Below are 13,023 nucleotides of genomic sequence, written 5' to 3'. Positions count from 1 at the left end.
CTTCAGCGCGCGGCGCTGGGCGGCGTTTCGGTGGCCCAGGCCGGGCGGCGCTCCTTGATCACATCGGTGATCTTTGCCCAGGCGGGCAGGGTTTTCGCCATGAACCTGATGTCGAAGTTTTCCTCGCCGCGGAATTCGAGTACTTCTACGCCCTCCGGGCCGGGTGTGTAGCGATAGGCCTTGCCGGCGCCGATGAAGAAGCCGTCACCAGCCCCGAGCGTTTCGGTGCCAAGCTGAAGCGTGCCGGCTACGATGTAGTAAAGACAATCGGCGTTGTGCGTATGCAGAGGGAGCGGGAAGCCGCTCTTGAACCAGGCATAGGTGAGACTGAAGCCGGGGCGGGAGAATAGTGTCTTGACGACGTTGCCCTCGGCAAAGCCAGCTTCAAGCGCCCCGCCGATGCCGGCCTGCATGTCCTCGTCGAGGTCTGCCACTTCCATATGGCCGGTCTCCTCGAGGGTGGGCGCGGACGTAAATCTGAAGATTTCAAAGCCTGATCCGGTCGACGCGGACGGTTCCCTTGCGGCAGCTGTCGTCATTGTTGTTTCCTCCTGGCCGGTGATCTATGTTCGGGCTCTCGGGAGCCTCTGGTGCTGCGCCCGGCGGAGCAGCTGTTTCGTCTACGCGTATCATTCTGCTCTAAATAGTCAATGTTGACTATTTGGGCTCCGGTGTTGACCAACCGGCTTTGTGGGGGCCTGATTTTGTCAGTTATGCAGACGCGAACAGACCTCTCTGGCCAGGAAGCTGGCGCCCGGCGCCGGACTACGCGGCGCGGCGAAGAAACGCGCCGCCAGCTGATCCAGTCGGCCATCGAATGCCTTTGCGAGAAGGGCTATGCGGCAACCTCTATCGAGGCTGTGATGGAACGCGCCAGTGTCAGCCGGGGGTCGGTACTTCACCAGTTTCCCACACGCACTGCCCTGATCGCCGGCGCGGTTGAGGCGGCGATGGAAATCATGATGGCCCATACGCGCGAGCGGATGCGGGCCCTGCCCGATGCCCAGGCGCGCTACCGGGCGATGTGCGACCTCTTCTGGGAGACCCAGAAAATTCCCGAGGGCGCCGCCGTCACCGAAGCATTGCTGGCGTCGCGCTGGGACGCAGCACTCGGCGAGGCGCTGCGGCCGATTGCGATGCGGATCGAAGCGGAAATCGATCAGGACACCCGCGCCACGGCGACCGCGGCGGGCGTAAAGGATGTCGAGGCGTGCACGGTGCATGCGCGCGTCCTGATCCTGACCCTGCGGGGGATCACGCTGGAGCTGATGTATGACAAGGGCCGCGCGATGATCCACCGCGCCCTGGAGCAGGTGCGCGCCCAGCATGTGGTGCATTGCGAAGAGATGCTGGGGCCAGCGGCGTCAGGCAGCTAGCAATAGGGATTTCCCGGACGGCATCCGGCCGCATAGGCTGAGCCGTAGGAACTCATCCTGCTGAGGTAGTTGTTGAAGTCCTGCTTGTCCTGCCAGGCCTGGTAGGTGTCCATCTGATTATAAGTGGTCGAACTCGAACTGGCCGCGCCATAGTTTCCATAAGCGTAGCTGCTTCCCGATGAGGCCGCTGCGGCCTGCCCCCAGACCTTCAGGCCGCCCGCAAGAGCATCGAGCCCGTTATGCAGCGATTGTTCGAAGGCGCCTCTCTGGCGCGGCGCGACGGGGGCCGGGCTCAACGCGAGTTGGGTGTTGTAGAGATCCTGATGCGGTTTGCAGGCGGGCTTGTAACCATGATTGTAGCACGCTTTGGCGAGCAGGCTGATCGCGCCGTCAGCGTCGGGCATGCCAAACCGGGTATAGTATTTCATGTAGGCCAGGTTCAGGCACTGGCCCTGATCTCCCCCCTCGCATTCCTGCGTGATGAGTTTGGCGGCCATCTCCACATCGCTTTTGTGCAGGGTGCCAGGCGCGTAAAGAACAGCGGCCGCATGGCCACGGCAGCCATAAGCCGTTTCGAAGATGCAGGCATCACGCAGCTGGCTTAAGGCGCGGGGAATATCCCTGGCGAAACCATGACGCCCTTCGAGCCGGATGACACCGGCATTGTAACATCCAAAGCCCGATGCGTCGTCGCACGCTGCATCGAAGAGGGCGAGCGCGTCAGCAAAGCGTCCCGCCTGTTGCAGGGCGATGGCTTCCTCGTTCATTTTTACGTGAAGGTCGGCCTTGAAGAGGCTGGCGAAGGGTTTGCCGTTCAGTTCGGCGAGGGTGTAGTTCATATTGGCGAGCCTGTAATTCTGATCCGTCCCAAGACCGAATTCATACGCCCAGCCAAGCGCCAGGCTGGCGCCGCCGAGACCGGCTTTGGCGGCGACCTCAAAGAAGGTCAGCCCTCTGGCCATGTCTTTGTCGACGCCATCCCCCATGAAGAGAATATGCCCGGCATTATAGGCCGCCTCCCCATGTCCGAGGGCACTTGCCCGCTCATAATAGCCCAGCGCGGTTGCAAGGTTCTGCTCGATCTCTAGGCCCCGATCATAATGCAGGCCGATATTGTAGATCGCGCCTGGGTGGTCCTGGACGGCGGCCTTGTGATACCATTCGCGCGCGATGGTTTTTGACTGCGCCACGCCTTGCCCGTGGGTATACATCGTGCCCAGCGTGTACTGGGCTTCGGCCAGGCCAGCTTCGGCGGCGCTCCTGATAAGCGGTAAGGCCGCGTCAATGTCGCCCGCCTTGCCAAGCTCCATGCCGCGTTCAAACTGTGCCTGGGAGGGCGTCTCCGCAAGCGCTGTAACCACAAGAAGACTAAACGCCAGGAGACTGAAAATCAGGCGGGCAAAGAACATCAGCGGCTCCCTGTCAGGTTTGACTGTCGCCGTTTAGTGTCTGATACCTGAAGCGCCCTGTCATCCCCCGGAAACAGGGTATGGAAGGCGCCTGGCTCAGGCCGCCGGGTCTTCCTTGAACCAGACCTCGACCGGGCCTTTCAGAGTGAGCTGAAGCGGGCGCCCCTTACGGTCGACAGCCTTGCCGGCCGAGACCTTTATCCAGCCTTCGGAGATGCAATACTCCTCGACAGTGGTTTTCTCTTCGCCGCGAAACCTCACGCCAATGCCGCGCGCGAGCACGTCATAGTCGTAGAACGGGCTATCGGGGTAGATGGACAGGCGGTCGGGAGGTGTATCGGTCATGGAGCGCGGTTTAGCCGCCTCTGGTGGCCCTGATCAAGCAAAATAGGCGGCGTCATTTGCCAACAAAGATCAGCGTGCCTTCGGGCACTTCTCCCCTGAAACGGGCAAGGTCGTCCTTCGAGAAGACAATGCAGCCATTCGACCGCCCAAGCTTGCCATGCCGGGAAAGAAAGGCGGGCTCGGCGTAACTGGCTGCGTGGATCACGATGGCGCGTTCGCGGGCGGTGGCATTGGTTTCCTCCAGCCCGTCCAGACGGAAGGACTGGCCATGCCTGCCGGTGTATTCTTCGGAAAAACGGAATGTGCCCTCGCTGCTTGCCTGTGAACCGGGGAGGCTGGAGAAGCTGTCGAGATAGCCATCATGGTCCCTGTCGGTGCCCATGCCATGGGCCGCGCGATAGGCGGAGACCGAGCCGGTTTCCAGATGGATGACGAACAGGCGCTCCCTGCTGGAGTGGAGACTGTAATCGACCACGACCAGTTTTCCGGTGTCTGCGTCCTTCGGGGCGTGCGTTTCCATTGCGGCGAGGGCTCGGTCCAGGATTTCTGCCCGGATACGTCCGTCCGGATCGGGCATTTTCGCCTGAGCGGTCAACTCGGCGCAGGAAAAGATCAGGAAGATCAAGGCGCTGAAACGGCAAACAATTCTCATCCTGATATCCTGAAAAGGCGACGCGACGCGGCGGCAGGTCTTGGCGGGACGGTATGGGCTTGTATGGTATCGGCACAAAATCCGGCAGAATTGAGAGAGACCAAAATGGCAGAGGGCGATACCGCACAGGACCTGTATTCCGGCACCAAGGAAGTGGCCGAGTCGCATCGTTTTGACGAAGCCAAGCTCGCCGCCTGGATGCAGGAAAATGTCGAAGGCTATGAAGGCCCGCTGGTGGTGCGCCAGTTCAAGGGCGGCCAGTCCAACCCGACCTATCAGCTGATCACGCCACAGAAGAAATACGTGATGCGCCGCAAGCCGCCAGGCACCCTCTTGCCCAGCGCCCATGCGGTTGACCGTGAATTCCGGATCATCAACGCGCTCTACCCCCTCGGCTATCCGGTTGCGCGCCCATATGGGCTTTGCATGGATGAGGACGTGGCGGGCACCATCTTCTATGTGATGGATATGGTGGAGGGCCGGATCCTCTGGGATGGCACACTGCCCGACTCCACACCGGCAGAACGCCGCGCGATCTACGAGGCGAAGGTCAAGACCTTTGCAGACCTGCACAATGTCGACTGGCGCAAGGCGGGGCTGGAAGGCTTTGGCAAGGAGGGCGACTATATCGCCCGCCAGATCCACCGCTGGACGAAGCAGTATAAAGCCTCCGAGACGATGCATATTCCGGAGATGGAGCAGCTTATCGAATGGCTGCCGAAAAATATCCCGCCAGGCGAGACCACGACGATTGTGCATGGCGATTATCGCCTCGACAACATGGTCCTCCATCCCACCGAGTCCAAAGTCATTGCCGTGCTTGACTGGGAGCTCTCGACACTGGGTGATCCGATTGCGGACTTCTCCTACCACCTCATGAACTGGGTGATGCCGCCAGGAGACTCCGCACGCGGATCGATCATGGCGATCCCGGACCTCAAGGCCTGGGGCATTCCGTCGATGGAAGAATATGTAGGCCTCTATTGTCAGCATACCGGCCGCAAGGGCCTGCCCGAGCTCGACTATTACTTTTCCTACAACGCCTTCCGCCTGGCCGGCATCCTGCAGGGGATCATCGGGCGCGTGCGCGATGGCACGGCCAATAGCGCGAACGCCGAGTCCAATGCTGCCCGCGTGGTGCCGCTGGCAAGGTTTGCCTATGAGTATGCCCGCCGCGCCGGCATGCCGGGGTGAGCGCAGAGCCTTCCAGTCCGCCGCGCCCTGAAAACGCCCGGCGGCTGCTGACCCGGCGCGACCTGTTGCTCCTGGCGCTGGCAAGCGCAGTGGTCACAGCAAACGCCTATTACATCCATCCGATCATCGCGCTGGTCGCCAAGGATTTCGGGGTCTCCGCCTCCGGCATCGGGCTTGTGCCGGCGCTGAACCAGATTGCGCTCGCGCTCGGCATCTTCTTTTTACTGCCGCTCGGAGACCGGTTCAGCAACCGGCAGCTGGCCACCGTCTTTGCCGCCGGACAGTTCCTCGGGCTGGTGATAATGGCGTTTGCCACCAGTTTCTGGCTGTTCGTGGCCGGATCGACCTTTCTAGGGTTTTCGACCATTACGCCTTACCTCCTGCCGGCCTATGCGTCCAAACGGGTAGAGCCGCAGCGGCTGGGGCAGGTGACCGCCACGCTGACGACCGGCGTGATTGCCGGCATCCTTCTGGCGCGGGTCGGGGCAGGCTGGATCGGGGAACATCTCGGCTGGCGCACCGTTTACTACATTGCTGCAGGCGTGATGCTGGCGATCACCCTGCTCCTTCCACGGATCATGGATGGGCGGGAGAAGTCCGAACGCAGCGACAGCGAAAAGGCGGGCAGTTATCTTGGTCTGGTCCTGTCGGTCATTCCCATTGTGCGGCGGTATCCTGAAGTGCTTTTGTCGGGAACCATCCAGGGCGTCGGCTTTGGCATCTTCCTGTCGGTCTGGCTGACCCTCGGCCTGCACCTGACATCGCCCCAGATGGGATACGGCACCGACACGGTGGGCTATCTGGCGGCCCTTGCCCTCTTAAACCTCGTGACCACGGCCCCGCTCGGCGCCTGGGCTGACCGGATCGGGGCGAGGAAAGCGCGCTTCATCATCTCGCTGATCCAGTTTTCCGGCGTGTGCCTGCTCGGCGTGTTCGGGCATAGCCTCTGGCTGCTGATCATTCCGCTGACGCTCATGAATGTGGTTGGCCCGCTCATCGACGTGACGGGACGGATGACGTTTCTCGGCCTGCCGCCGGACGTGCGCACGCGGCTGATGACGGCTTATATCGGCCTGATGTTCATCGGCGGCGGCATCGCCAGTTGGGGCGCTACCTTTGTCTATGACCATGCAGGCTGGAACGGTACGGCCATGCTGGCACTGATCCTCTCGGCGATCCTCGTCGCGCTCAGCTATCTCGCACTGCGCCTGTTTGGCGCGGAAAGCGGGCGCGCAAAGGCGTGACGGAGAACTCTGAAAGTGGCACTGTCGGTAAAAGCACAGGAGCAATCATGTCCGATATTCTCAAAGGCCCCCTGAGAAGCCCCGTCAACATGCTGACCGAGCAGAAATATGGCGGCCACAAATCGCTTCACGATGATGCCGAGGCCGCGCGGCTGGGCATCAAGGCCGGCCCCATAGAAGGCCCGACGCATTTCCAGCAATTCGTGCCGCTGCTTGCCGGGGTCTGGGGAAATGTCTGGTTCGAGCAAGGGTGTTTTTCCTGCCACTTCCTCAACATGGTGTTTGACGGCGAGAAAGTGCGCGCCGAGATCGACCGGCCAGCGCCGGGCGCCACGCGCACCCAGGCGCGCGCTTTCAAGGAGGACGGCACGCCCGTGCTGGAGGCAAGCGCGACGCTGGGACCCGATCATGGCGAGACGCTGCTGGAAGGCCGCATGAAAACCCTGCGGCCAGCCAATGACCTGGTGATCCTTGCGGACATGAAGGTCGGCATGCAGGGCGCCTCCCAGGAGCGCGTCCGGATGGGACCGGACCAGAACATGGGTGATCTCTATCCCTTTTCACTGGCCGAGAAGCTCAAGGTCATCACCGAGAACAATCCGATGTATTCAGAGGCGTCCGCTTCGCCCTGGGGCAGAGCGGTTGTGCCGCTGGAGATGGTCAGTGTGCTGGCAAACTATTCCAGCCATGGCGCACGCTTCCCCGTGAAGCATCCAAGCATTGGCCTGTTTGCTGATCTCGAGATCCGGATGATCGCAGGACCGCTGTTTGTGGGTGAGGAATATGTGCTGCGCCGCGAAGTGGTAGCGCTGTCTGAATCCCGCCGCGCGGAGAATTACTGGATACGCACCCGGATCTTTGATGCCTCCGGCCAGAAGCAGGTCGCCGAGATGCTGCTCAATCACGGCGTGATGAAGGCGAGCTACCCGGCTTATCCGAAGGAACGGCTGGCATGACGCCCGCCCGGTTGCGGAAGCATTGCCTGTCCTTGCCCGGGGCAGAGTGCATGGTGCAATGGGGCGACGATCAGATCTACAAGGTCGCCGGCAAGATGTTTGCGGCCACCGACAATGCCTGCCGCCGCATCTCTTTCAAATGCAGCGATGAGGCCTTTCATGTCCTGGTGGAGACCGGCACCGGCCGGCCGGCGCCCTATCTGGCGCGGGCAAAATGGGTGGAGGTTGGCCCCGATGACCTGCCGGAGGAAGAGCTGCGCCAGCGGATCACGCAGGCCTATGCGATTGTCCGCTTGAAACTGACCAAGAAGCTGCAGGCCGCGCTTCCCCCGTTTGACGGCGGATCGCTCGCCTGAGGCGTTGAAAGTGTGGCGGGAAACGCTACGGTGCACAGATGTAAGGGGAGAAAATACCTTTGAAAAAAATAATAGCTGCTGCGCTCGGCGCGCTCATGTTTGCGGCGTCTTCTGCCGCTGAGGACGCCGTCATCCATGCAGGGTATGTTCTGGCAAAACCCGGCGAGGGCTATCTGACACGCCAGACTATTCTGGTGGAGGACGGACGCATCGTCTCCATCACGGCAGGCTATTCCAAGCCCAGGGACTACACGGTCATCAACCTGCGCGATGCTTACCTGCTGCCAGGGCTCATCGACAGCCATGTTCACATCACCGGCGAAAACGGCCCTGACGGCCGCATCAAGGAGTTTGAGAATTCCGATGTGGACACCGCGTTTGACGGCGCAGCGTTTGCGCTGGTCACGCTGAAAGCCGGGTTCACGACCGTCCAGGATGTGGGCGCGCCCAACGATTCCATTTTCGGACTTCGCGATGCCATCGCCCGCGGCGCAGTCGCCGGGCCCCGGCTCCGCGCGTCCGGCGCGAGCGTCGCTGTCACCGGCGGGCATGGCGACATCAACGGCTACTCGGCGCGCGTGATGGCGGCTTTCACCGGCGCGAACATCTGCAATGGCGCAGATGATTGCCGTCGCGCGGTGCGCCAGCAGATCAAGGAGGGGGCTGACCTCATCAAGATCACAGCCACCGGCGGGGTCCTTTCCAACACAGCGGCCGGCCTCGAACAGCAGTTCACGGATGAAGAGCTGGTCGCCATTGTCGACGCAGCCCACTCCATGGGCCGCAAGGTGACGGCGCATGCCCACGGCAAGAGCGGTGTCGACGCCGCCCTGCGTGCCGGCGTCGATTCGATTGAACACGGCACCTATCTCGATGCAGGTTCGATCGCCCTGTTCAGGGACAATGGCGCAACGCTGGTGCCGACGGTGCTTGCGGGCGCTACCGTTACCGGCTGGACGAACGAGCCCTGGTTGCCGGCGGCCTCGCGCGCCAAGGCGGCTGAAGTGGGGCCCCTGATGATCGAAATGCTGCGCAGGGCTCATGAAGGCGGCGTCAATGTTGCCTTTGGAACCGACACCGGCGTCTCCCGCCATGGCGACAACGCCCAGGAGTTTGCCCTGATGGTCGAAGCCGGTTTCACGCCAGAAGAGGCGATCCGCTCAGCGACAGTTGTTGCCGCAGAGCATCTGGAGATGTCTGATGACATCGGCACGCTGGAAACAGGCAAATACGCCGACATCATAGCCGTCACCACCGACCCGCTGAAGGACATCCGGGCACTGGAAAAGGTGGCCTTTGTCATGAAGGGCGGTGAGGTCTACAAGTCCGGCAGGTAAATTGCAGGGGCGGGGGCAGGGCAGGCGCCGTTTTGACAGCGGCGGCTGCGCTGCTTGTTGAGTTCAAGTCGGCAAAGCCTGGCTCTCGGGTGTTGCCAGTATGAGGAAAGTCATGGCTATCCGCTCCCTTTTGCTTCCGGCAAGCGCCATTCTGGCATTGGCCGCCTGTGGTGAGGCGCCGTCTCAGCCGCAAACGGCGCCAGCGCTGCCTATGGTAAATGGCGACGAATGTGTGCCGATTGCGGACGGCATGTATGAAATGCGCGACGGGCGTCTCATGGTCAGCACGACGCCGCCGGAGCTTGCCGCGAGCAATCCGGCCTTGTGGGCGCAGGAAATCGACACCGGGCTGAAAGCTGCAGGCATCGAATGGCTCGGCGTAACGATCCGCGATCAGGTTGCCATTATCACCGGCACCGCGCCTGACGCAGATGCAAAGGCTTATGGTCTTTCTGCCGGTCTTGCGGCCATCGAAGGCCACCCCCGCGCGGGCGTTGCGGGCCTTATCATTGTCGACGGGATTTCCGTGGAAGGCGGCGAGCAGGGGCTCGGTGTTCCGCTCGCATCATTGGCCGGTCAACTGACCACAGCGGAGAGCTGCAAGGCGGCTTTTGATGCCACGCTCAGCGGGCGCACGATCCAGTTCGGAAATATCCGGGGAGAAATCTCTCCTGTCAGTTTACCGCTGGTCGACGCGCTGGGCGGCATTTCCATGCTGTGCCGTGCCTTCGAGATTGAGATTGGTGTCCATTCGGATACGCGCGGCGCGGACGGCTACAACCTTCGGATTTCCCAGGAGCGCGCCGATGCCCTGCGCAACTATCTTGTTGGCAAGGGCCTTGCGGAGGATACGATCAAAGCTGTCGGTTATGGCGAGACACAGCCCATTGACAGCGGCTCGACGGCAGAGGCCCATGCCCGCAACCGCCGTACCGAGATCAAGGTGACGCCGCGCTGACAGTTCAGAGGCTGAGGATCAGGCCAGTTGACGGGGCAACCCTGGCGGCCAGAGTATCCTGCCAGGCCGTCTCAATCGCGCTTTGGCCCTGCAGATGGCTGGGGGTCAGGTATTTTTCCGAAGCGGCATAGAACCCGGCAAGCGCCTTTGACGTGCGCGCATTCAGCTCATCAGCCCCAAGAGCTTTTGCCCGCGCGGCGGCATAGGTCGGAACAAAGAAGAATTCCGGTTGCGGCCCGGGTGCCTCTACCGGCGCGCGGTTGCCCTCCCAGTCGGTGACGCCGATAACCAGGCTGCGCACCAACCTGTCCTTGAGCGCATGATGAATGTCGGCCGTCAGGGCAGGGCGCCCGACAAAATCCACATAGGCAGTCAGGCCACGCGCATGCAGCCGGTCAACCTCGTCATAGGTGACCGTCCGGGCATAGAGGCCGGAGGCTTCGACATAGGCCTTGTTTGCTGGCGAGGTCAGACCGATGGCCTCCACAGCGCCGCGTTGCTTCAGGCAATGGGCAAGTGCCAGCGCTGTCTTGGATGAGGCAGAGGAAATCACCACCGTTTCGGGAATGTCCGTGCCCGCTTCCATAAGGCAGTCGTCGATCATCCAGCCCGTGGTGAACAGCGGACGGAACAGCATCTGCTGAGCTTCAAAGGCAGGATTGTAAGACGGGTCAGCGGCGTTGAAGATGTAGGTATTGTAGATCGGGGCGAGGCCCTGGCGGTGCGCGGCGCCGTCCATGCAGCTGGTCTGGCTGACGCGCACGGGCTGAATGTCAAATTCATCCGAGATCGGCAGGTAGCCATAGACGCGCGCGCCGGGCGCCACACCATCGGCCTTTGACTCGGTGACGGTGGCAAAGCCCCAGACCGGCACGCGGCCAAAGGCCGGGTCAGCGGCTGGGAAAAAGTTCCAGTAGCCCATCGCCTCGCCAAAGCTGGCATAGGTGACATTGTTGGCCGTCAGCGCGAAGGCATCGACCTTCAGCCGCGCCTTCCCCTCTGCCAGCGCAGGCAGCGGTGTATGGGTCCAGGAAGTGTCGCGCAGATTGCCGCGCCGGATCAGAAAGTCAGCCAAGTTCAGTCCCCTTTTTGGAGCTCAGCTTCGGCCTTTCCCCATGAATGCGCCGATGCGAGCCTGCATGTCAGGGCCTACGCCCTCATTGTTAAGTATTTCCCATTGCAGGCCGCTGTCCATATCCCGCGCGTCAGTTGCTTCCAGCAGGCGCTTGTTGGCGGCATGGCTGAAGGGCGAGTTGGCGAGGATCTGCCGGGCGAGCTTGTCGATCTCGGCATCGAAATCAGCGTCCGGAACAACCTTTTCTGCAAGACCGATCCGGAAGGCTTCATCCGCCCTGATCATTTCGGCCGTAAACATCAGGCGCTTTGCCGTGGCAATGCCGACGCGCCGGGGCAGGCGCTGGCTCATGCCCCAGATCGGAGTGAGCGCCCATTTTGCATGCGTATCGCCAAACTTTGCGCTTTCGGCGGCAATGATGAAATCTGCCGCCAGCGCCACTTCCAGCGCCCCGGTATAGCAATGCCCGTGCACAGCTGCGATCACCGGCTTGGGCAGGCGCTCCATCATGCGCAAGGTTTCAGAATGCCAGCCGCGCGAGGGCACTTTCTCGCCTTCGGCAATATCGGCAAGATCGTGGCCTGCCGAGAAGCACTTGCCTGCGCCGCGCAGAACGACGCAGCCGATGGTGTCGTCCTTGTAGAGCGCCGTCACATGCGCGCGCAGCTCTGCAAACATGCCGACGGTGAGGGCGTTCAGCTTGTCGGGCCGGTTAAGCGTCAGGACGGCAAGGCCGTCCCGGTCTTCGCGCAGGACAGTGGTCATTTGCCAAGGTCCACCATGAGGGAAGAAATGGCGTGTACGAAGTTGTTGGGTGCAATCGTCTGTTCACCGGTCCAGCGGACATTCGGAAAGCGCGAGAGAATATGCCGGTAAGCTGACTCCAGCTGCATGTTGGCAACGCGCTGGCCAAGGCAAACGTGTGGTCCATGGCCGAAGGCAAGGTGCTCCCTGGCGTTGGCGCGGTCGATATCGAACCGGTCAGGATTTTCAAACTTTGCCGGGTCGCGGTTGGCGGCTGCATAATACATGACGATCTTCTCGCCTTCAGCGATCTTCTGGTCGCCAAGCTCTGTGTCCTGCGTGGCGGTGCGGCGCATATAGGTTACAGGCGTTACCATGCGGATGGCTTCGTTGACGAAGTTGGGGAAGCGCTCAGGCTTTTCTTTCAGCTGCTCGCGCAGCTCCGGATATTCCGTCAGGAGGCGCATCGTGCCGGAGAGGGAGTTGCGGGTCGTGTCATTGCCGGCAAAAACGATCAGCAACCACGAGCCATCAAGGAATTCGGGCGACAGCGGCTTGCCATCGATCTGGACATTGGCAATTGCCGAGAGAAGATCGGGCTGCGGATTTTTCCGGCGCTCTTCCAGCAGGTAGCGGCCATATTCAAACATCGCCTGGATTTCGGTCATGAACGTCATGATCTGCTCGGGCGAGACGTTGCCGAGGCCTTCCTGCTGAGCCTGGTACTGCGAAGTCTCCAGGAAGTGCATCCAGTGGACCAGTTTCGGGCGGTCTGCCGGCGGAACGCCAAGGATTTCGCAGAGCGTGAAGAGAGGAAGTTCGGCGGAGAACATCTCCACCATGTCGATGACCGGACCTTGCGCTTCCATCGTGTCGAGGAGGCGGTTGACTTCCACGTCCACCCGCTTCCTCAATTCAGCAACGAAGTCTGCCCGGAAATAGGCCATATGCTCCATGCGGAGAGGCGTATGATACGGCCGGTCGAGATTGATCAGCGAGTTGAGAGAAGATGAATGCAGCAGCGGATGGCGGGGCGTGCCCTCCATACCGTAATTCATCAGGATGCCGCCCTTCTGGGACGAAAACGTCTCGGGCGCGAGTTCCACCTTCTTGACGAGATCGTAGGAGGTGATCGCCCAGAACCCTGCGCCGTATTGTTCAGGGTGCCACATGACCGGCGCCTTGCCACGCATGGTGGCGAAGGCTTCGTGTGTGTACCCGCCATGGTCGGAGAAGACAGTCGGCTGGGTAAGATCCTGGGGCGGACTGAGAGCATAGGCCTTGCCGAATTTGGGCTCTTTGGGAGGGCTCTCGACCTGATAGGTTTCAGTGACATTTGTGAAGGTCATGGGCGTGGCTCTCGGTCTCTGTTCGGAA

14 protein-coding genes are annotated in these 13,023 nt (G+C 61.4%); 7 read left to right on the top strand and 7 right to left on the bottom strand.

What is annotated here, in order from left to right; genetic code table 11:
• Positions 1-2: 2 nt before the first annotated feature.
• The gene (locus KG722_RS00640) at positions 3-539 is read right to left on the bottom strand and encodes a cupin domain-containing protein (RefSeq protein WP_213268469.1); all 537 of its coding nucleotides are present in this window, start codon (positions 537-539) and stop codon (positions 3-5) included.
• Positions 540-713: 174 nt separating this feature from the next.
• Here KG722_RS00640 and KG722_RS00635 point away from each other — a divergent pair, with 174 nt between their 5' ends.
• The gene (locus KG722_RS00635) at positions 714-1,376 is read left to right on the top strand and encodes a TetR/AcrR family transcriptional regulator (RefSeq protein ID WP_213268468.1); all 663 of its coding nucleotides are present in this window, start codon (positions 714-716) and stop codon (positions 1,374-1,376) included.
• Here KG722_RS00635 and KG722_RS00630 read toward each other — a convergent pair.
• From KG722_RS00630 to KG722_RS00620, 3 genes are all read right to left on the bottom strand, one after another.
• Positions 1,373-2,785 carry a tetratricopeptide repeat protein gene (locus tag KG722_RS00630; protein WP_213268467.1) on the bottom strand — a complete coding sequence of 471 codons (1,413 nt, stop codon included), beginning with the start codon at positions 2,783-2,785 and terminating at the stop codon, positions 1,373-1,375. The two genes, KG722_RS00635 and KG722_RS00630, sit on opposite strands and share 4 nt — an antisense overlap.
• Positions 2,786-2,881: 96 nt before the next feature.
• Positions 2,882-3,130: a DUF3297 family protein gene (locus KG722_RS00625; RefSeq protein ID WP_213268466.1), complete on the bottom strand. Its 249-nt coding sequence runs from the start codon at positions 3,128-3,130 to the stop codon at positions 2,882-2,884.
• Between the two features lie 52 nt (positions 3,131-3,182).
• Positions 3,183-3,782 carry a murein L,D-transpeptidase catalytic domain-containing protein gene (locus tag KG722_RS00620; protein ID WP_213268465.1) on the bottom strand — a complete coding sequence of 200 codons (600 nt, stop codon included), beginning with the start codon at positions 3,780-3,782 and terminating at the stop codon, positions 3,183-3,185.
• A gap of 105 nt (positions 3,783-3,887) precedes the next feature.
• Between KG722_RS00620 and KG722_RS00615 the strand changes: the two genes are divergently transcribed.
• The 6 genes from KG722_RS00615 to KG722_RS00590 all read left to right on the top strand — a co-directional run bounded on the left by KG722_RS00615 (position 3,888) and on the right by KG722_RS00590 (position 9,827).
• Positions 3,888-4,976 carry a phosphotransferase family protein gene (locus tag KG722_RS00615; protein ID WP_213268464.1) on the top strand — a complete coding sequence of 363 codons (1,089 nt, stop codon included), beginning with the start codon at positions 3,888-3,890 and terminating at the stop codon, positions 4,974-4,976.
• Positions 4,973-6,220: an MFS transporter gene (locus KG722_RS00610; protein WP_366909839.1), complete on the top strand. Its 1,248-nt coding sequence runs from the start codon at positions 4,973-4,975 to the stop codon at positions 6,218-6,220. The genes KG722_RS00615 and KG722_RS00610 overlap by 4 nt, the downstream gene beginning before the upstream one ends.
• Before the next feature lie 47 nt (positions 6,221-6,267).
• Entirely contained in the window at positions 6,268-7,176 is a 909-nt protein-coding gene (locus KG722_RS00605) for a hypothetical protein (RefSeq protein WP_213268463.1), read from the top strand.
• Entirely contained in the window at positions 7,173-7,532 is a 360-nt protein-coding gene (locus tag KG722_RS00600; protein WP_213268462.1) for an MmcQ/YjbR family DNA-binding protein, read from the top strand. The genes KG722_RS00605 and KG722_RS00600 overlap by 4 nt, the downstream gene beginning before the upstream one ends.
• Before the next feature lie 59 nt (positions 7,533-7,591).
• Positions 7,592-8,869 (top strand): amidohydrolase family protein, encoded by a 1,278-nt coding sequence (locus KG722_RS00595; protein ID WP_213268461.1) that lies wholly within the window; start codon positions 7,592-7,594, stop codon positions 8,867-8,869.
• A gap of 112 nt (positions 8,870-8,981) precedes the next feature.
• Positions 8,982-9,827: an OmpA family protein gene (locus KG722_RS00590; protein ID WP_213268460.1), complete on the top strand. Its 846-nt coding sequence runs from the start codon at positions 8,982-8,984 to the stop codon at positions 9,825-9,827.
• Between the two features lie 4 nt (positions 9,828-9,831).
• Here KG722_RS00590 and KG722_RS00585 read toward each other — a convergent pair whose 3' ends face one another.
• Genes KG722_RS00585 through KG722_RS00575 form a run of 3 tightly spaced genes read right to left on the bottom strand, consistent with a single transcriptional unit; the run spans position 9,832 to position 12,995 of the window.
• The gene (locus KG722_RS00585; RefSeq protein WP_213268459.1) at positions 9,832-10,902 is read right to left on the bottom strand and encodes a DUF2855 family protein; all 1,071 of its coding nucleotides are present in this window, start codon (positions 10,900-10,902) and stop codon (positions 9,832-9,834) included.
• Between the two features lie 21 nt (positions 10,903-10,923).
• Positions 10,924-11,667: an enoyl-CoA hydratase/isomerase family protein gene (locus KG722_RS00580; protein ID WP_213268458.1), complete on the bottom strand. Its 744-nt coding sequence runs from the start codon at positions 11,665-11,667 to the stop codon at positions 10,924-10,926.
• Positions 11,664-12,995, bottom strand: a complete 1,332-nt coding sequence (locus tag KG722_RS00575; RefSeq protein WP_213268457.1) for a cytochrome P450 — start codon at positions 12,993-12,995, stop codon at positions 11,664-11,666. The genes KG722_RS00580 and KG722_RS00575 overlap by 4 nt, the downstream gene beginning before the upstream one ends.
• Between the last annotated feature and the right edge of the window lie 28 nt (positions 12,996-13,023).

Origin of the sequence: Hyphomonas sp., assembly GCF_018402285.1 — a bacterium.
Lineage (GTDB): Bacteria > Pseudomonadota > Alphaproteobacteria > Caulobacterales > Hyphomonadaceae > Hyphomonas.
The sequence above is the reverse complement of the archived record's forward strand: the minus strand, read 5'-3'. Positions and strand labels throughout refer to the sequence as shown.